General features: G+C 32.1%; 19 protein-coding genes and 1 pseudogene. 9 read left to right on the top strand and 11 right to left on the bottom strand.

What is annotated here, in order from left to right:
• Positions 1-53: 53 nt before the first annotated feature.
• Positions 54-692, top strand: coding sequence for an MEDS domain-containing protein (locus tag LL966_RS05715; RefSeq protein ID WP_229351106.1), 639 nt, complete (start codon positions 54-56; stop codon positions 690-692).
• A gap of 277 nt (positions 693-969) precedes the next feature.
• On the opposite strand, the gene LL966_RS05710 is transcribed toward LL966_RS05715, so the two are convergent.
• Together LL966_RS05710 and LL966_RS05705 are read right to left on the bottom strand one after the other, a co-directional pair.
• Positions 970-1,779: a bestrophin family protein gene (locus LL966_RS05710; protein ID WP_229351105.1), complete on the bottom strand. Its 810-nt coding sequence runs from the start codon at positions 1,777-1,779 to the stop codon at positions 970-972.
• Between the two features lie 309 nt (positions 1,780-2,088).
• Positions 2,089-2,458: pseudogene (locus tag LL966_RS05705) on the bottom strand (XRE family transcriptional regulator).
• Positions 2,459-2,551: 93 nt separating this feature from the next.
• Here LL966_RS05705 and LL966_RS05700 point away from each other — a divergent pair.
• Entirely contained in the window at positions 2,552-3,298 is a 747-nt protein-coding gene (locus LL966_RS05700; RefSeq protein WP_229351103.1) for a HesA/MoeB/ThiF family protein, read from the top strand.
• 44 nt (positions 3,299-3,342) lie between these two features.
• On the opposite strand, the gene LL966_RS05695 is transcribed toward LL966_RS05700, so the two are convergent.
• Complete coding sequence (locus LL966_RS05695; RefSeq protein ID WP_229351101.1) at positions 3,343-4,107, bottom strand: response regulator transcription factor; 765 nt, start codon at positions 4,105-4,107, stop codon at positions 3,343-3,345.
• A gap of 348 nt (positions 4,108-4,455) precedes the next feature.
• Between LL966_RS05695 and LL966_RS05690 the strand changes: the two genes are divergently transcribed.
• From LL966_RS05690 to LL966_RS05680, 3 genes are all read left to right on the top strand, one after another.
• Positions 4,456-5,130 carry a hypothetical protein gene (locus tag LL966_RS05690; RefSeq protein ID WP_229351099.1) on the top strand — a complete coding sequence of 225 codons (675 nt, stop codon included), beginning with the start codon at positions 4,456-4,458 and terminating at the stop codon, positions 5,128-5,130.
• Positions 5,131-5,232: 102 nt separating this feature from the next.
• Positions 5,233-5,493: a hypothetical protein gene (locus LL966_RS05685; protein ID WP_229351097.1), complete on the top strand. Its 261-nt coding sequence runs from the start codon at positions 5,233-5,235 to the stop codon at positions 5,491-5,493.
• A 104-nt stretch (positions 5,494-5,597) separates the two neighbouring features.
• Positions 5,598-6,740 carry a DUF7005 family protein gene (locus LL966_RS05680; protein WP_229351095.1) on the top strand — a complete coding sequence of 381 codons (1,143 nt, stop codon included), beginning with the start codon at positions 5,598-5,600 and terminating at the stop codon, positions 6,738-6,740.
• A gap of 126 nt (positions 6,741-6,866) precedes the next feature.
• On the opposite strand, the gene LL966_RS05675 is transcribed toward LL966_RS05680, so the two are convergent.
• On the bottom strand, positions 6,867-7,766 hold the full coding sequence (locus tag LL966_RS05675; protein ID WP_317207126.1) for a helix-turn-helix domain-containing protein: 900 nt from the start codon (positions 7,764-7,766) through the stop codon (positions 6,867-6,869).
• 286 nt (positions 7,767-8,052) lie between these two features.
• Here LL966_RS05675 and LL966_RS05670 point away from each other — a divergent pair, with 286 nt between their 5' ends.
• From LL966_RS05670 to LL966_RS05660, 3 genes are all read left to right on the top strand, one after another.
• Positions 8,053-8,463 carry a (R)-mandelonitrile lyase gene (locus LL966_RS05670; RefSeq protein WP_229351093.1) on the top strand — a complete coding sequence of 137 codons (411 nt, stop codon included), beginning with the start codon at positions 8,053-8,055 and terminating at the stop codon, positions 8,461-8,463.
• Between the two features lie 9 nt (positions 8,464-8,472).
• Positions 8,473-9,216, top strand: coding sequence for a carboxymuconolactone decarboxylase family protein (locus LL966_RS05665; RefSeq protein ID WP_229351091.1), 744 nt, complete (start codon positions 8,473-8,475; stop codon positions 9,214-9,216).
• Between the two features lie 64 nt (positions 9,217-9,280).
• Entirely contained in the window at positions 9,281-9,670 is a 390-nt protein-coding gene (locus LL966_RS05660) for a putative quinol monooxygenase (RefSeq protein WP_229351090.1), read from the top strand.
• 26 nt (positions 9,671-9,696) lie between these two features.
• Here LL966_RS05660 and LL966_RS05655 read toward each other — a convergent pair whose 3' ends face one another.
• Positions 9,697-9,867: a helix-turn-helix domain-containing protein gene (locus LL966_RS05655; RefSeq protein WP_317207125.1), complete on the bottom strand. Its 171-nt coding sequence runs from the start codon at positions 9,865-9,867 to the stop codon at positions 9,697-9,699.
• Here LL966_RS05655 and LL966_RS05650 point away from each other — a divergent pair.
• Positions 9,867-10,466 carry an NUDIX hydrolase gene (locus tag LL966_RS05650; protein WP_229351088.1) on the top strand — a complete coding sequence of 200 codons (600 nt, stop codon included), beginning with the start codon at positions 9,867-9,869 and terminating at the stop codon, positions 10,464-10,466. The two genes, LL966_RS05655 and LL966_RS05650, sit on opposite strands and share 1 nt — an antisense overlap.
• Positions 10,467-10,482: 16 nt before the next feature.
• Here LL966_RS05650 and LL966_RS05645 read toward each other — a convergent pair whose 3' ends face one another.
• From LL966_RS05645 to LL966_RS05620, 6 genes are all read right to left on the bottom strand, one after another.
• Complete coding sequence (locus tag LL966_RS05645; protein ID WP_229351086.1) at positions 10,483-10,677, bottom strand: hypothetical protein; 195 nt, start codon at positions 10,675-10,677, stop codon at positions 10,483-10,485.
• A 251-nt stretch (positions 10,678-10,928) separates the two neighbouring features.
• A complete protein-coding gene (locus LL966_RS05640) occupies positions 10,929-11,285 on the bottom strand; it encodes a hypothetical protein (RefSeq protein ID WP_229351084.1) in 357 nt (118 codons plus the stop codon).
• 5 nt (positions 11,286-11,290) lie between these two features.
• Positions 11,291-11,449 (bottom strand): hypothetical protein, encoded by a 159-nt coding sequence (locus LL966_RS05635; protein ID WP_229351083.1) that lies wholly within the window; start codon positions 11,447-11,449, stop codon positions 11,291-11,293.
• 297 nt (positions 11,450-11,746) lie between these two features.
• Positions 11,747-12,316 carry a YciE/YciF ferroxidase family protein gene (locus LL966_RS05630; RefSeq protein ID WP_229351081.1) on the bottom strand — a complete coding sequence of 190 codons (570 nt, stop codon included), beginning with the start codon at positions 12,314-12,316 and terminating at the stop codon, positions 11,747-11,749.
• A 15-nt stretch (positions 12,317-12,331) separates the two neighbouring features.
• A complete protein-coding gene (locus tag LL966_RS05625; RefSeq protein WP_229351079.1) occupies positions 12,332-14,473 on the bottom strand; it encodes a catalase in 2,142 nt (713 codons plus the stop codon).
• Between the two features lie 221 nt (positions 14,474-14,694).
• Complete coding sequence (locus LL966_RS05620; protein ID WP_229351078.1) at positions 14,695-17,940, bottom strand: CheR family methyltransferase; 3,246 nt, start codon at positions 17,938-17,940, stop codon at positions 14,695-14,697.
• Between the last annotated feature and the right edge of the window lie 327 nt (positions 17,941-18,267).

Here is an 18,267-nt window from a genome sequence, read left to right as displayed (position 1 = left end):
AAAATTTTAGCTGTAATTGTGTTAAAAAAAAACTAATTACGTATATTTGATATATGAACAAACAGACATCTTTTTCGGTATGTGGAGAATCATTGTCGGCTCCTATGCACATTTGTGGTTTTTTCGATTCAAGAGAACAGCAATATGAGGTAATCATTCCTTATATTATGGAAGGTTTGAATGCGAATGATAAAGTCATTAACATTCTTGAAAGTAGTCGTCACGGTGAGCATTGCCGCTGTTTGGCTGATAACGGTATATCTATTGCTGAAAAACTGTCGAGCGGTCAATTGGAAGTTTTGGCTTCTGAAAACACCTATATCAATGGAGGTAAGTTTGCTGCAGACAAAATGTATGATATGCTCGAAAATACTTTATTATCGGCATCAAGAGGGGGGTATGAAAGTGTCAGAGCTTGCGGCGATATGGTATGGGCCCTCAAAAACCTTCCTGGAACAGATGAGCTTTTAGATTATGAAGCCAAACTGAATTTGCTAACTCCAAAACATTCTTGTTCACTGATTTGTATGTACGATGTCAGTAGTTTCAGCGAGAGTACACTTAAAGATGTATTGCTTACACATCCTTATGTGATCAAAGATGGAAAGATTAGTAAAAATGAATTATATGTAGAGCCTTCGGCATTGCTTTCTAGTCTTTCAGATTTGCAATCTGGTTCGCTGGATTCTTAAACGATTTTCTTTTTCTTTTTTCTTTTTCTTTCGCTTAAGCAAAATAAAAATATAAAAAAGCCCATTTCTTTTGAGAAATGGGTTTTTTAATTTTCTGATTGCAAATGAATTAACTTGTTCTGTCGTTCCTATATGCGCAACGATAGAGCGGAAATTTTTTCCGTGCCCGTTCCTAATATAAAAACTGATTTAAATTATAGAAATAAATGCTTTATTTCTTTTTAAATCTCTAATGAATACTTTGCGGGCACGAATTGCAAATCTGCTCTAACGATACTTAGGATAAGTAAAACTTTTCTGGTGTATGTGGTTTCGGAATTTCTTTATCGTTTAATAGTTCTTTAATGTTTATTTCAATAGTTCTGGCAATTGCTGTTACAGGTGTGTCGGTAGGACGATTTCTAAAAGGATCTTGAAGATGAGTTGCAGATTTTTCTAAAAGAAAAAAAGTAGTAGAGATAGTCAACAGCAATGGAATTTCAAAATAGCTTTTGATATCTCTTAACGCGATAGAAAGGGTAACAATAAATATATAAATAAAAAAATGCAGAAAAATACGATACGTTATAGGGAAAATGGTGTTTTTTATTCGCTCGTCCATTCCCATGTAATTTGAAAAGTTGACTATAGTATTATTTAGCTGTACTTGAGAGAAAATATCAAGTGCCTTTTTTCTTTTTAAAGCAGCAATTTGAAGTGCATTAAACTGCAATAGAGCCAATGGTTTGTTGCTGTGTGTTTTTATTTCATTAATCTCTTCTAAGCTAATAAAATTTTCTAAATTTTCGGTAGGATTTAATTCTCTTAAGCTAAGACCAAGACTGTAGCACCATGCAATATGCCTGTGGGCAATTTCTTTAATTTCAGCTTGATTTTCCTGGGCTACAAAAGATTGAAGCTGTAAAACAAAGCTTCGGCTGTCATTCACAATGCTTCCCCATATTTTTCTGGCTTCCCACCAGCGGTCATAAGATTGATTTAATTTGAAAGATAAAATCACTGAAATAGCAGTTCCTATAAAAGCTGGTATTGTAATGGGCATTATCGGAATTATATTTTTGAACTCTGTAGTGACAAAATGTACCAAAAGACCAATTATTAAAACAAATAAAACTTCATATTTAACTTTATGAAAAGATAAGAAAGAGGAATTTTAGTATTGATTAGCATAAGGTGTTATATTAGATTACAGACTGAAATTATTAAAAGTCTTTAAATCTCAAGTAATACAATTATGGCTAAATGTTACATAATTTTAAATGTACTGAATATGCTGTAGCAATTAATTATTTAATTATATATTCTAAATTTTGAGTTTACGCAAATAATTGATCTCTTTTAAATCTGTAATGATATACTTTGCGGTCACGGATTACAAATCCGCGCTATCGGGTAATTACTTACTAATCAATTTCTCAAGTCTAACCATCATTTCATCTTTCTCTTTCAACATTTTTTCGTACAATGCATTTTTTCCTCATTTAGTTTTAAAACCTGCTCAATAAGATTGAAAATAGGATTGTCATTTTTTTGATACCCAATGCCATTATCACCAAATGTATTTGCAATAACATTCACAGCCTGTTCCTCATCAAAATTCTGAAATCTTCAACAGGAGTTTTAAATACAGCTAAAATTTATTTCAACAGGCATTCTTCAATTACATCTTTCTACTCCAGCATAGAAATTTTCATTTGGCTCCAGTCTTCATCCAAATCATTAGCCAATACTTTCTGTTTGATGTTAAGCGTGATAATTATTCCAATTGATCAACTGGAATAAAATCAATTTTCAACTATCATATTGTTACTTTTGTTTTATCTTTCAAAGGTAAATTATAATTATTGTAAAATTTAGACATGAATCAACGACATATAAGAAACAGACTTTATATTAGTCCTGAAGAACAAGAATTAATAAAAAATACTCCTGTATTATTGGGCGGGGCGGGTATAGGCAGCGTTATTGCTGAATGTTTATTAAGACTGGGTTTCGAAACTATGACCATAATCGATGGCGATGTTGTTGAATTATCAAATTTAAATAGACAAAATTATACGGAAAAAGACATTTCAAAACCTAAGGTAGAAGCGCTTAAAGAAAGATTACTTGCGATTAATAGTGAAGCGAAAATTACAACTCATAATTGTTTTTTAACGCCCGAAAATGTCGAAGATTATATAAAAGACCATAAAATTGCCATAAACGCTTTAGATTTTACTTCTGATGTTCCGCTTTTGTTTGATTCTATTTGCCAGAAAAAAAAGATACCGGTTTTGCATCCATATAATTTAGGATGGGGAGCATTGGTATTAGTCATTTCAGATGATGAAGGATTAGATGTTTTAAGAAAAGCGGACGAAAAATTCAGCGAAATAAATGTCGTCGATTATGTTTTAGAATACATGAGATATTGGGAAAATCCACAGGACTGGCTGGAAAAAATTCTTGGAGAATATATAAATGAAAACAAAAATCTTTCGCCTCCGCAACTTTCTATAGCTTCTTGGTTAGTGGCCGGATTATGCAGTAATATTGCGTTTGATATCTGCACCAATAAGCGTATAAAGGTATTTCCAGAGTTTTATTTAACTACAATCCGATAGAAAGAACATGAAATCTAAAATGGTAATTTAAAGAGATTACTTTTTTAGATTAATTTATTGCTGGTTACATAAGCAATTGCTTCTGAAATATTGGTTACTTCCAATTTTTCAAAAAGTTTTCTTCTGTGAAATTTTACCGTATCGGGCGAAATAAATAAGGCTTCGGCAATTTCATTTATAGTAAAACCTCTGGTAGAAAATTGTAAAATTTCTTTGTCTCTTTTAGATAAAGTAATTTTTTTAGAATCTTCCCAATGATTCAGTTCCAGATTATACTTTAGAACCTTGTTTTCTCCGTTTTTGTGTATTTTGATATTACCCGCTTTACGTTCAGATGATAATGAAATAATGCATATTGCTTTCCATATTTTTCCACTTGAGGTCAAAAAAACAGGTGTGAGTTTTTGATTGATTAAAATTAATTTTCCTTCCTGATTTCTTAAATGAAAATCATAAGATATGGTATAATGAGTGCGGTCTTCTAAGGCCGTTTTTTCGTAAAAATCAAATCCAATAATATTAATTTTCAATAATAATTCTAAATCGGCTTCAGGAACATGTTTAAAATAAAAAGAATAGCCCATTTCAAGGACTTCTTCTGCCGTATTACCGCATAAAAATAATGGGTTCTCAGAAACAAACTCAAACCCTTGTACTAAATAATCTATAACATAAAGGCTTGTGTATGTTGCTCTTGCAAATGCCTTTATAGGTTCTAAATAATCAAATATTTTAGACCTTTCTTCATCTGTCATACCATAAATGGTATTTCTGGAATCAAAAAAGGAGTTTAAATCCTGTTCTTTCATCTGGATAGTTTTAATCAAATTTAATTTTTTTTCTTGTTATGTGGGATAATTATGACACAGATCTTTAAAAAAAATATTTTATTTTAATTCATTGATTATTAGTTATTAGAGGTTTTGGCTTAGATTCACTATAGTTTTTTCTTTTAAAATGAATAAAATCAACATTGACTAAAAGTGATAGGTCAATTTCTCTTTATCCAATCATTTTATCTCTTCACAATACATTTTAAAAACAATATTAATCTACAATATAATTTTGTGCAGATAGCTCAATACTACTATTTAGTGTAGTAAAAGTGCGATTTTCTACAATTAGTTTTGATGGTAACCAAAAGCAAATGTACTCTCATGACTATTAATCAGAATTACCTTCAAAGATTAGAATTAGATCAATTAACAGAACTAGCCAAGTTTGTAGTAGAAGAAAACTTTAATCATCATTGCCAAAATGTAAGTGCCGAAAAAATTGGCACAGATACAGAAGAGGTGTACAATGAAGAATTAAATTATTTTAAAGATTCGGAAATTTTTGTTGCCAAGGATTTCTCAGGAAACATTCAAGGATCGATTAGAGTAATTAAATGGGATTATGAGACCAAACTTCCGCTTCAGAAAATTTTTGATATTAATCCTTTAAATGTTTTAAATCTTTCAGAAAATTTATCCTCTGTTTGGCACATTGGACGCTTTGCGACTAAGAGAAACATAAAAGACAAAACACTATTTAGAAAACTAATGGTGTGTGCAATTGCTCCTTTGTGTGAGCAAAAAAAAGGAATTGCTTTTGCAGAGTGCGACAGCAAACTGTTGCGAATTATGAATTTGCTTGGTATACAAGCCGAAGTTATAGGAAGTTCTATTCATTATCTGGGTTCTGAAACGATACCGATAGCAATGAGTTATGATGGTTTAAAAAAGTTTTATGCTGATAATAAATTTTTGATAACATCGGATAACATTGATAAAATGCCTAATAAGACATTTCAAAATAAGGAGTTTAAATACTCTGTACTAACAGCTTAAACATTATGATGTGTGATAATTAATCAATTCGCTGCAAATACGATATAGATTAATAATCTTGATAAGTACGATGTAAAAGTTAAATTTTAAGAATAAAATACAATGATTTTAACAGAAGAACAAAAAAAAGGCCAGGATGTGTTTTTTAAAATAATTACGGAAGCCTGGGAAAATGATGATTTTAAAGAATCATTGATTACCAATCCCGAAGAAACATTAGAAAAATTTTTTGGAAGAAGTTTGCCAAACGTAAAAAAAATTAAAGTAACAGATCAGTCTGATCCAGAATATCTATACATCAATATTCCTATCCAGCTAAAGCAAACTGATCAGGAATTAAACGAAAAAAAAAAGGCAAATTAAACAGGGCAAATTCATGTGACTCTGTTACTACAGACTACGAAAGATTGTATAATTCTTTGCAAAAAATATATACATAGGGCTAAACGTTAAATTTCGTTATAATAATGAATAATACACTTACACTAGAGCGAATTGATCAGGTTGTATCAATTGATTTATCTTATGAACTTAAAGCTTATTTGTTTAACAGATTTTCGTTAAATGATGATTATGAGGTGTCTAGTATTGTCGAAGACGAAGGAATTCAATTTTGGAAAGAAACGTTATTTAATTTTTCTGGCAGAAAAGACATCTTTGGCCTATTAAAAGAATGCTACTCACCATTGAATTCTTTGATTGAAAAAGAAAGTGATAAAGTAGAACGTTATATCGATATTATTTTAAAAGGAAATACGAATGATATAAAATTAAAGCATTATCTAAAATTAGAAGATTCAAAAAATATCAGATTCGAAGTCCATGAAAGCATCGCTGGCAAAATCCCTGTTTTAATCATACCTCATAAAGAAGATTTTGCAAAAATAGTTCAGTGTTTAGTGTATAAAAATAATCCGGTGACTATTCCTTCATCAATGGGAGCCGTATTATTGAATGGTCTTAACAATTCGAAACGATTAAATATGATCAAAAAAAACTGGTTGCAAAATAATCCATCAGGAGATTGGAACAAAGAATTTTTAGATAATGTAATGCCGAATAAATCTTTGTACAAAGATAAAATGATCATTTTAAGTACAAAACCTTACAGTAATGTACTAGGAAGGCAGTTAGGAATAACAGAAAATTTATGGAATTCGTATTCAGTTTCTATTAGGCTAGAGCATGAGTTTACGCATTTGTATATGCTTAAAAAATACGGACAGGACGCCAATAACTTGCACGGTGAATTAATAGCCGATTATATTGGTATTATTAAAACAACATGGAATTATAATAAAATGTGGATGTTAACCTTTATGGGTTTAGAAAATTATCCTCATTACAGAGAAGGAGCCAGATTAGAAAATTATATAAAAGACAGTAAATTATCTTCGGATGATTTTAGACAATTGATTAAAATTGTAAAAAATGCTATCGAAAACATCGCTATTTTTGATAAATGCATAGGAAAACTTAGATCAACCAAAGATCAAATGTGTAGAATTGATGCACTTTGCGAAATAGGATTAATTGATTTGGCATCTGCAAATGGTGCCGATTTATTGATTGAGATTTATTATGAAAATTTTCATCGCGAATTATTTTAAATATTTTTTTTTAAAGATTAAAAGAAAACGCTGTACAAAGAGTTCTTATGCAAATCGTTATTATTCGTATTTCGAATAGATTACGTTCGTAGAAAGGTCTTTGAATAGAATAAAAGTCGCAAATCTTTAATTTGCGTTTTTATATTCATTTGGCGTCATTCCGGTTTTTTGCTTGAAAAGGCGGGTAAAGTGCTGCTGGTACTTAAACCCCAATTCATCTGCAATTTCATTTATTGATTTAAAATGATCAAATATTTTAACCTTGGCTTCATCAATAAGTTTAGACTGGATGTAATCTAATGCTGTATTTCCTGTTTCTTTCTTAATTAAATCTCCAAAATAATTGGGCGACAAATGCAATTGTTCTGCACACCACGTTACACTAGGTAATCCTAACTTTCTTGGCAAATCAGAATTGAAATAGTCATTAAGTAAATCTTCAAAACGAACCAAAATATCCCTGTTTACATTGTTTCGGGTAATAAATTGGCGGTCATAATAACGCATACAGTAGTTTAGGAAAAGCTCGATATTTGAAACTATTAATGTTTTACTGTGTTTGTCGATATTCAAATCAATTTCGGCAGCAATCTTTTCTAAACAATCATTTATTGTTGCTCTTTCTTTTTTTGATAAGTGAAGGGCTTCATTCACTTCATACGAAAAAAAAGAATACTCTTTTATGTGTTTTCCAAGTGGTGTTCCCACAATTAAATCGGGATGAAATACAAGTGCTCTTCCGGAAGGTTTTATAAGTTTGCCTTTGCTGTCAATTCCGTAAACCTGTCCAGGTGCAATAAAAACTAAGGTTCCATCTTCATAATCATAAGGTTGGCATCCATAGCGCATGTCCCCGCAGTTTATATATTTAAGAAAAACAGCGTAAATACCCATGTATCTTCGAAAATATTGATAAGTTGGTATTTCGTCAAAATTAACAACGCTTACTAACGGATGCAAGGTATCAACCCCGACAGAATCGTTGTATTGTTTAACAGTATCTATTCTTTCAACTTCTTCCATCATTAAAAATTACTATACAAATTTAAAGAAACTATGTCAACTGATTGCGCCATATAAGCAATATCAGTAAAAGTGGTAAATAAATCTGTATTCTATCTACCCTTAAAGAGAAGTATACTGACGAAATTTGCATTAGCGTTTGTTTATAAATATTTACCAGATAAATTCTATGGTTAGAATACTTCAAAAGACAAAAGGGAAATTTATGATAAAGAGAATAATGAAAAGACTAACTTTAATATCGATAATCATACTAACATCGTGTAATAACAAAATAATTCAACAAAAAATGAGTACAGAAAACACTTCATCCCTTTTTTCTAAAGGAGAAAAATTGACAAACGGATATTTTACAGGAGATGCATATTTACAATTATTACTGGCAAAAGATAAAAACAACGACTTCGTAATAGGAAGTGTAACCTTTGAAGCAGGAGCGAGAACAAATTGGCACACACATCCAAGAGGACAGGTTTTAATAGTTACAGAAGGATTGGGTTTATATCAGGAAAAAGGTAAACCTGCACAATCAATTAAAAAAGGAGATATAATCAATATACCTGAAAATGTAGAACATTGGCATGGTGCTTCGGCAACTTCGAAAATGGTTCATATTGCTATTACAAATTACGAAGGAGAAGTAAATGCCGTTTGGTTAAGTCCAGTGACAGATCTGGAATATTCAGAAGCAAATAAATAATTTAAAAAAATGAAAGAAGCAAATAATTTCAGAAAGCTTTTGCTTGCCATTCTTTTATTAAATATCAATATGATGATCGCACAAGATAAAAATACAGGCAGTACACATTTGAATGCCCATCAGCAAAGCATGGCAAGTATTTGTGCATTGTCTGCCGTAGGAAATATTCAAAAACTAAAAACAGAGTTAAATACAGGTCTTGATTCTGGACTTTCCGTTAATGAAATTAAGGAAGCATTAGTACAGCTTTATGCGTACTGTGGTTTTCCAAGAAGCCTAAACGCAATTAACGCTTTTATGGAAGTTTTGGAAAATAGAAAAGCTGATGGAATTACTGATTTACAGGGCAAAGAAGCATCTCCGATAAATGCAACAAATGACAAATATAGCGTAGGAAAAGAGACATTGCAGAAATTAACAGGAAAAGAAGAAAAAGGTCCAAAAACTGGCGCAAATGCTTTTGCTCCCGCAATCGATGTTTTTTTGAAAGAGCATTTATTTGCTGATATTTTTAGCCGTGATGTCCTTAATTATCGTCAGCGTGAGTTTGTAACTATTTCTATATTATCAGCAATGTCTCGTGTAGAACCACAATTACAGGCTCATATTTCCATGGGATTAAATACAGGAATTACAGAGGGACAAATTATGGAACTGAGTGCCATTATTGAAAAGCAAATTGGAAAAGAGCAAGCAGAAATTGTTAAGAATGCTTTAGAAAAGGTCATCCAAATCAATAAAAAGATTAATTAAATTGAAGCTATAAATGAAAACTTTAATTCATAATTCTCCGAGTATTTTTCCAAATAAGTTATTTATGTATTTAATATCAACAACGATGTTTTTAACTTACAGTACTATGTCAGCTCAAAAAAAAGATATGATGGTTCGTCTTTCTGAGATTGAAGTTTACCCTGAATATTTATCTGAATATAAAGCCATATTAAAAGAGGAATCTTCAGCTTCAGTAAAACTAGAGCCTGGTGTATTGGCAATTTTTCCGATGTATCAAAAAAATGATTCCACTCAAGTTAGAATAATCGAAATATACAATGACAACAATGCTTATCAATCGCATTTAAAAACAACACATTTTCAAAAATATAAAATAACGACGCTTAAAATGGTTAAATCATTAAAGTTGGTTGATATGAACACAATAGATCCAGAATCAATGAAAATGTTGTTTAAAAAAATGATTAAATAAATAAGAGATTGATGATTTTAAATTTTCTAATTCATAATCCGATATTCATTAGGAGTACTGCCAACATGCTGCTTGAAAAAGCGAGTAAAATGCTGGGGATATTTAAAGCCTAATTCGTAAGCCACCTCATTAATGGTTTTTGAGGAGTCAAATATTTTGTTCTTGGCCGTATCAATGATTTTATGAACTTTGGTCATTGCCTGGTGGATACATCAGAAAAGAGGAAAATATAAAGGAATCTGCTAAAAGAATATTAACGGACAGAACTGGTGCAAATGAAATTTACTTACAGCAGTTTAGCGTTTTTGCAGATGCTGATAGAAGCGAAAATTTCTTTAAGGATTACGAAGATGGATTGTGGAATAAACAGCGTTTTATTTCTTTAGGTTTTTATGCTTTGGCTGATTATGAAAAAGTAAATCCTGTTACAGATGTTTTTTCAAGTTTGTGCCAGTGGGTTGACATTAATGAACTGCCCAATATGATGATGGATCATCGAATGATTTTAGATCAGGCATTACTAAATCTACGTAAGGAACTTAATTATAAACCTATTGGTTATAATCTTCTACCTGACGAATTTACAATGCCGGAATTGCAAAGGCTCTATGAAATTATTCTTGGAAAAAAACTAAATCGAGGAAACTTTTACAGGAAAATGATGGGTTATGATATTTTGGATAAAATGGATGAACCCAGAATGGAAGGCAAAGCTCATAAAGCGCCAAATGTGTATAGATTTAATGTAGAAAAATATAATATTGCACTTCAGGATGGTTTTAAAGAAGGGTGGTAATTAATAGTAATTGAGATTAACTTGGTTTTTCATATATATCCTCATTACAATCACTGGAAATCGATTTTGTTATTTCAGGTTTTTCATCCCAATCTCCCCAATCTCCTTTATAGACATTTACACATACTAAATCATTATTATCATCAGAATAAATTATTTTATTCGAAATACGGCAGTAACTTTTGCCAGGATCTATTTTTGAATTTTCCATTGTATTAATTTTTTAGCATTCTTCTGAATTTAATTCCAAAGAAAAAAGTTTAGGTTTTATTTGATAACTGAGGTTTTAACGTGTTGATATTGTTTAGTATATGTGAATTATAAAGCAAAAAAGATAGAGTGGCAGTAAGGTTTGATTTATATAATTTTAGTTGGAATTTATATAATTCCCATATTTTTGGTGTGAATTTGAGTGATAATTATAGAATAAAACCCGTCTATTTTAGACGGGTTTTATTTTGTTTAAAGACTTCGATTAGGATTTGGGCCTTCTTCGTCATCCAAATCTCCAAGATCTTCGTTGTCTAATTCTTCGTTACCAACGTCTTCATTGTCAAATTCATCGTCTAATTCGTCAGTGTCTGAATCTTCAGTATTAAATTCGTCTCGATCAGTTTTTTCACTGCCAAGGTTTTCGTTATCGAATTTTTCGCTGCCAAATTCCTGACTTTCCAAATCGTTACCGTAATCCGGCTCTGCATTATCTGATATTGAATTATCTACTGGCGGTGAATCAATATCTGGATCCTCATATTGTTTTCTGTCATTTTGAAAGTACTGGTCTTCTTGACCAATCTTTCCCATTTCGTCTGTACTCATAATAATTATTTTTTAGCGGTACCTTTTTTGGCGTCACCCGAAGTTTTCGAATCCTCTTTTGAATCTTTTTTAGAATCGCTTTTAGCAGCACTTTCTTTTGTATCAGTTTTTTTATCTGATGGCTTAGCACTGTTAGTGGTTTTTTTTGCGTTTGAACTTTTCATAACTATTTATATTTAAATTATTTATTGAGGTAAATGTATAGTTCATTTATGGCTTGATTTTATACTTAGGACTATCATTAATTATATAATTAACAGTAGTTTATGTCTTTTCGTTATGAATGTTTTCTTGCGAACTTTTACGCTTTGTTTATCAAAGTATTTCAAGCTGATTTTTCTTTTTATTGTGTCAGTTTATATATACGGCTTTAAAAACTTGTTGATATAATGCAGTCAAAAAAAAAACACCTGCAAAGTGTACAGATGTTTTTGTTAATCGAAAAAGTTCGAATCAATTTTTTATTCGGCAGCTACAATATTTACTTTATTCAACGCTACGTCATTTAGAACGCAGTCGGCTTCTTTCTCTTCTGCTAGAGTTTGCGTTAGCAGTTTTGCAGCATTGTTTTCTCCTAATGTTTTGGCAAAAGCCACTAAGGTTCCGTAAGTAGCGATTTCATAATGTTCAATTTTTTGTGATGCCGAAATTATTCCGGCATCTCTTACAGCTCCAGGAGTTGTTTCTAAAAGAATACTATCACCTTCTTTTAGAAGTCCGGCCATTGCTTCACATTTTTTGCCTTCAACTTTTTCACCTAAAAGATCAAAAATATCTTCTAGTCTTTTGATCTGATTTTTAGTGACTTCAAAATGTTCTAGAATGGCGGTTGCTAGTTCGGGAGAAGTCGCGTTGTCGGCCATTTTAGGAAGGGCTCCTGTTAAGGCATTTTCTGCCCAGTATATATCTTTAAGACTGTCGATAAAAAGTTCTTTCAGTTCTGTTGCGGCATCTGATGCTGGTTCAACAAAATTCTTTATCGATTTGTTTTTAACTGCTTTGTTTTCTGTGGGTTTTTCTGAATTTTTCATGTGTTTTTTTTTGATTTAATTGTAAAGGTTTGGTTCACGCTGCCAAAAACGGTGAACGGTCATTGCTGCGATAAAATCTTGGGCAAATTCTTCGGCTGCGGCATCACTGCTTAAAATAATTCCACCATCTTCATTTGTTATTTTTGATGCAAAAGGGGCACTGCTTATGATTTCTGAAGCTGCACCATCTGCGCCTATTACTTTACAATGTTTGTAGGCGTCATTTAGGAATTCGAATAAATCGTCGTTTTCTGCCAATGCATTCAATCCTAATCCGTCTGGAATATAAACAGCATCAAATAATACTGACGAAGCAGTTAAGAAACTAAATTCGGCAGCAATTGCACCGTCAGCATCAGTTACGACAGATCCAAGATGAGGTGCAACAATGCATCCTTTAGCATCTTCTTTTTTAAGTGCTTTTTTCATATTGAGCACAGCGGCTTCAGATACTCCGTCAGAACAAATAATGGCCACTTTTCGTGAGGCAATTGTTGGCGAATTCGTTGGGTTTTTAATCATGCTTAATGCTTCTGAAGATGAAACAGAAGATTCTACTGTCTGAGATTCCTGCGGACCTCCTTCATTTTCTGGAGATACACCTTTATTAATCGGCGTTTCCAGAATAGGCGGAACAGAAGCTCCAAGTCCAAGAGCAACTTTTTCAGCAAGAGTAGTATCTATTTGTGAAAGTAGACCTAATACTCTAACTCGTATGGCAGCAGTTTCTACTTTTCCAAGTTCAAATCGAAGTGCTTTTACAATATGGCTTTTTTCTTCGGGAGTTTGGCTGTTAAAGAATAATTTTGCCTGTCCGAAATGATCGTTAAAACTTTCACTTCTTTCTCTAACTTTATGAGCATCCACGCGTTCGTTAAAACTTGCAAAACCACCTTCTTCAATTTTTGCTTGATAAGGACAGCCTCCGCCAAGTGAATTCGGATGATAACTTACACGGCCTTTATTGATTTCCTGACGCATGTGTCCGTCACGCTGATTGTTGTGAACCGGAGCAATGCTTCTGTTAATAGGAATTTCATGAAAATTAGGACTTCCTAATCTGGAAAGCTGCGTATCGGTATAAGAAAATAATCTTCCTTGTAAAAGGGGATCATTACTAAAATCGATTCCTGGCACAATATGACCCGGATGAAAAGCAATCTGTTCTGTTTCTGCAAAGAAATTATCAGGATTTTTGTTTAGAACCATTCTTCCCACAATAGTAACTGGAACTAGTTCTTCTGGAACGAGTTTCGTCGGATCAAGAAGATCAAATTCGTACTTGTTTTCATCTTCAGCAGGAATTACCTGAACGCCCAATTCCCATTCTGGAAAATTTCCCGTTTCGATAGCTTCCCATAGATCCTCCCTGTGAAAATCTGGATTTTTTCCTGAAATTTTTTGAGCTTCATCCCAAGCTACTGCATGGGTTCCTAATTTTGGTTTCCAGTGGAATTTTACAAAAACCGATTCTTCTCTTTCATTAATTAATCTAAAAGTATGCACTCCGAAACCTTCCATCATCCTGTAGCTTCTTGGAATAGCACGATCAGACATTACCCACATAATCATGTGCATGGATTCTGGCATCAATGAAATAAAATCCCAAAAGGTATCATGCGCAGATGCTGCCTGTGGCATTTCATTATGCGGTTCTGGTTTTACGGCGTGAATAAGATCTGGAAATTTAGCAGCATCCTGTATAAAGAATACTGGAATGTTATTGGCAACTAAATCATAAATACCTTCCTGAGTGTAAAATTTAACGGCAAATCCTCTTGCATCTCTCGCAAGATCTGTCGATCCTCTTGATCCAGCAACGGTAGAAAATCGTGTAAATACAGGAGTTTTAAGACCTTTTTCTTTTAAGAAACCTGCTTTAGTCAATTCTGGAATTGGATTTGTTACTTCAAAAAAACCATGAGCTCCTGAACCGCGTGCATGCACAATTCGTTCAGGAATTCTTTCGTGATCAAAATGCGTTATTTTTTCTCTCAGAATAAAATCCTCAAGTAGAGATGGACCTCTTTCACCTGCTTTCAGTGAATTATTATCATCATTAATTTTAAGACCCTGATCTGTAGTGAGAAATTTGTTTGTGCCATCTGATTTGTTGATCGATAAATCGCGCTGTTTTTCGTCTTGAAAATTTTTCATAAAATATCTTATTAGTTAATATTTTTAAATTTTTAAAAAACAATTAAACTCTCATCTCATTTGCAGATTAAAGAAGGTGAATGTTTTAATTGTTCTTTCAATCAAAAGTAAATGATACTAACAAGGTGTATTTATATTATTGTGGTATATAGTTTCACAATTACCAGTAATTCAAATAATTATATATTTATGAAAAGATAATATTTAAATTTTTTCCATTTTTATGTACTAAATAATGGAAGATATAGATTTATTGTTGTTCCTACAAAAGGTGTACTTGAGACTTTAATAAAACCGCCATGATTGGAAACTATTTTCTGAACCAAAGTCAGCCCAAGTCCACTGCCGTATTGCAGGTCATTACTGTCAAGTTTATAGAAGGGTGTAAATATCAGTTTCTCAAAATCACTGCTGAAACCTATACCGTTATCACTTATGTAAAGTTTTATAAAGTTTATTTTAGCATCTGCTCCTAATGCTATAATTTCTTCAGATTCGGGATAAGCGATGCCAACTTTGATTTCGGGAGTCGTATCGTTTTTGGTATATTTTATTGAATTTGAAATTAAGTGGGTAAGCAACAGCTGTATTTGAGGACCTATAATTCTAACTGCCGGAAGAGGATCGTTTATAATAACAGCCTTATAAGCAGTGATTACTGTTTTCAAATCAGTAAGCGTTTTTTTGAGAAGTATATTAAGATCTGTTTTTTTAAATTCTTTCTTTGAAAAGTTTATTTTGGAGTAATCGATAAGGTCTTCAATCAACTGATTCATATTCACTGCGGAACTGAGTAATCTTTTTATATTATGCCTGCCCGATTCAGTTAGATTGGTTTCATTATCTGAAATTTTTTTTCCAAACATATATATTTTTCTAATAGGCTCCAATAAGTTATTACTGGCGGCATCAGTAAAATATTCTAACTGCTTGTTGTGATCTGAAAGCTCTATATTTTTACTTTTTAATGATTCGCCACTGTGCTCTAATTCTGTAACATCTTCAAGAGCAATGAGAATCATGCCTGGAGGTATTGAGTTTAAAATTGGTGATGCGTTGAGAATCATAATCTGTTTCTCGCCAGCAGAAGATTGAAATTCTATTTTAAAGTTTTCGACAATATTGTTTTGGGCCAGCTTTTTTAAGACAGTATCTTTAAATTGCGGAATATTCCACTGACCGTCTGTTATTTCAAAAATGGAAAAGCCTTCGGTGTTTTCTTCGTAGGTTTTAAAATATTTGTAAAAAGAAGGATTGGCGTTTTTGACCATTAAATTTTTATCAATGATAATTAAAGGTTCCCGTATGGTTTTTACAATCGATTCATAAAAATTACGCATCGAGGAAAGTTCATCGCGGCCGTCTTGAAGTTCAAAATTAATATAAGATAATTCTTTGTTGTTGGACTGAAGTTCCTCTGCCGAAGTTTCGAGCTGTTCATTAATAAGCTGCAGTTCGTCAGTACTGCTCAGCAGTTCTTCATTTGTGGTCTGCAGTTCTTCAAAATAAATCTGCTGTTCTTCGGTAACTCTTTTAAAATCACCTGTAAGCTGCAGCAGCTGTCTCTCCAGTTCTTCGGTTCGATTTTCGCCACTTCGATTTTGTTCGGCAGGTAAAAAGTTTTTTTTACAAAAAATAATCAATAATAATTCGATATTGGAAGGAAGAAATATAACCTCGAAAGAGGTAAGAAAAGATTGTTTTTTTACACTGATATTTTCTGAAGAAAAGTTCTTTTTCTCATTTCGGGCTTTTAAAATTGCATTTCTTAATTCGAAACCAATCTCATCATGAACCATAGTTAAAATATTAAAGCTGGGTTTTCCAGCAGGCGGCTGTAAAAAAGGACTGGTATCTCCATGAAAATGAACTATCTCTAAATCTTCATTAATAATCACAGCGGCAGGGGAATACTGTTCTAAAAGAATATCTGATGCAATTTTTCGATAATCTATATCAGTACTTATTACTGGCGGGATGTTTTTTGATCGGCCAGCAGCTGAATTAGAATCAGCACGAAATATTTTATGTTTAATATCCTCCTGTTTTCGAATGTAAATCTTATCCTGTTTTTCAATTAGTGTAAACAAATTTTGAGCATTATTTGCCGATTCCGCTCTTCCTAAGAATAAATATCCCTTGTCTTTAAGCGCATAATGAAACGATTCAAATATTTGATTTTGTAATTGTGAATCAAAGTATATCAGTACATTTCGGCATGATATTAAATCAATTTTTGCAAAAGGCGCATCTTTTGTCAGATCATGCAGGGCAAAAACACATTTATCCCGTATGTTTTTATTTACGTGATAAGCGCTGTCTTTTTTAGTAAAATATTGTTCTATTCTTTCTTCGCTTATATTTTTTACATCTTGCAGAGTATATATTCCTGAACGGGCTTTTGCGATGCAATTTTCAGACAAATCGGAAGCGAAGATCTGAACCTTAATATCCTTATTATTGATTTTCTTAAGATATTCATCAATGCAGATTGCCAAAGAATAAACTTCTTCGCCAGTTGAACATCCTGCAGACCAGATTCTTAAACTTGTACTATTCAAATTCTCAATTAAAGACGGAAAAACAGTCGAAGCCAAATTATCAAAATACAACTGATCTCTGAAGAAATATGTAACGGGTATAAGGAAATTATAAAACAGATGATCTTGCTCTTTTGTACTGCCTTTAAGCAAATTCAAATATTTTTCGATCGTATCTTGTTTGGTATCTACCATTCTTTTAGCAATACGTCTTCGAAGGGTCTGATATTTATAATGGTAAAAATCGGTTCCGGATCTTACAGAGACAAGAGCAATTATTTCTTCGAACAGTTCTTGATCAAGATCTGATGTTTTTTCTTCAAAATAAACGTGGGCGGCTGAATAACTATTTCGTATTTCTACTAACTTAGAAACAATATTTTCAGGTGCTGCAAAATAATCTATAAATTCTGAAGCAATGCCATTTTGATTTTTATTGGGTAAAACAGCAATAGCTGCTCCGCCATATTCTTTTAGTTTTTTAAGCCCTGCAGCGCCATCCAATTGATTTGGAGAAAGAATGACTCCAAAGGAATAATTTTTATAAACAGAAGATAGAGATTCGAAAAATAAATCTAGACAATTGTTAACTCGGCTGCTTCGCGTTCGAGGTTTAAGTTTTAATATTCCATTTTCTAAAAACAAAAAATTGTTTTCCGGAATAATATAAATATGATCTGGAAATAATTGTATTTCATTTACAATTTCAACAACAGGTATTTTAGAATATTCTGTGAGCTGTTCAGGTAGTTTTGATGATTGAGGGAAATATAGATTTTCTATAATTATATAACTCATTCCTGAAGCTTCAGGAATCTCAAAAATTATTTTCTTAAGAATTTCAATTTCTGAAGATGCGGAGGCAATACCGACAACAGGGAATAATGTTGAAGTGCCTTCGATTTCTATTTCATTAAAAGTGTTCATTATTTTTAAGTTTTAAATGAAAAAAATTCATTATGCTTAAAAAAAAAAATGTGCTGAACCCCTTTAGGTCTAGCTGTTTTAATGTTAGGACATAACCTTTAAACTTAAAAAACATTTTTAACCTTTTTTTATATAATTGGTCTTATTGGTTGCATAATTGCCATTGCTGTAGATGAATTTTTGTTAGAGCGCAAAAGGATATTTAATTGAACATGCAAGTGGAGTTGCAAGATGTAATTTATAACTAATATTCTGTAAGAATTTAAACCTTTATAAATCTAAATTTAAGGTTTGTAATAGAAATGGGAAAGTATCAAAATCAGAAGC

Source organism: Flavobacterium chungbukense (assembly GCF_020805785.1).
Lineage (GTDB): Bacteria > Bacteroidota > Bacteroidia > Flavobacteriales > Flavobacteriaceae > Flavobacterium > Flavobacterium chungbukense.
This window is presented reverse-complemented; position numbering and strand designations above follow the sequence as displayed.

Excerpts from the sequence above, each read along its gene's own strand:
- LL966_RS05715 (WP_229351106.1), top strand. The coding sequence starts at position 54 with ATGAACAAACAGACATCTTTTTCGGTATGTGGAGAATCATTGTCGGCT.
- LL966_RS05700 (WP_229351103.1), top strand. The coding sequence starts at position 2,552 with ATGAATCAACGACATATAAGAAACAGACTTTATATTAGTCCTGAAGAA.
- LL966_RS05695 (WP_229351101.1), bottom strand. The coding sequence starts at position 4,107 with ATGAAAGAACAGGATTTAAACTCCTTTTTTGATTCCAGAAATACCATT.
- LL966_RS05690 (WP_229351099.1), top strand. The coding sequence starts at position 4,456 with ATGACTATTAATCAGAATTACCTTCAAAGATTAGAATTAGATCAATTA.
- LL966_RS05685 (WP_229351097.1), top strand. The coding sequence starts at position 5,233 with ATGATTTTAACAGAAGAACAAAAAAAAGGCCAGGATGTGTTTTTTAAA.
- LL966_RS05680 (WP_229351095.1), top strand. The coding sequence starts at position 5,598 with ATGAATAATACACTTACACTAGAGCGAATTGATCAGGTTGTATCAATT.
- LL966_RS05675 (WP_317207126.1), bottom strand. The coding sequence starts at position 7,766 with ATGATGGAAGAAGTTGAAAGAATAGATACTGTTAAACAATACAACGAT.
- LL966_RS05670 (WP_229351093.1), top strand. The coding sequence starts at position 8,053 with ATGAGTACAGAAAACACTTCATCCCTTTTTTCTAAAGGAGAAAAATTG.
- LL966_RS05665 (WP_229351091.1), top strand. The coding sequence starts at position 8,473 with ATGAAAGAAGCAAATAATTTCAGAAAGCTTTTGCTTGCCATTCTTTTA.
- LL966_RS05660 (WP_229351090.1), top strand. The coding sequence starts at position 9,281 with ATGTATTTAATATCAACAACGATGTTTTTAACTTACAGTACTATGTCA.
- LL966_RS05655 (WP_317207125.1), bottom strand. The coding sequence starts at position 9,867 with ATGACCAAAGTTCATAAAATCATTGATACGGCCAAGAACAAAATATTT.
- LL966_RS05645 (WP_229351086.1), bottom strand. The coding sequence starts at position 10,677 with ATGGAAAATTCAAAAATAGATCCTGGCAAAAGTTACTGCCGTATTTCG.
- LL966_RS05640 (WP_229351084.1), bottom strand. The coding sequence starts at position 11,285 with ATGAGTACAGACGAAATGGGAAAGATTGGTCAAGAAGACCAGTACTTT.
- LL966_RS05635 (WP_229351083.1), bottom strand. The coding sequence starts at position 11,449 with ATGAAAAGTTCAAACGCAAAAAAAACCACTAACAGTGCTAAGCCATCA.
- LL966_RS05630 (WP_229351081.1), bottom strand. The coding sequence starts at position 12,316 with ATGAAAAATTCAGAAAAACCCACAGAAAACAAAGCAGTTAAAAACAAA.
- LL966_RS05625 (WP_229351079.1), bottom strand. The coding sequence starts at position 14,473 with ATGAAAAATTTTCAAGACGAAAAACAGCGCGATTTATCGATCAACAAA.
- LL966_RS05620 (WP_229351078.1), bottom strand. The coding sequence starts at position 17,940 with ATGAACACTTTTAATGAAATAGAAATCGAAGGCACTTCAACATTATTC.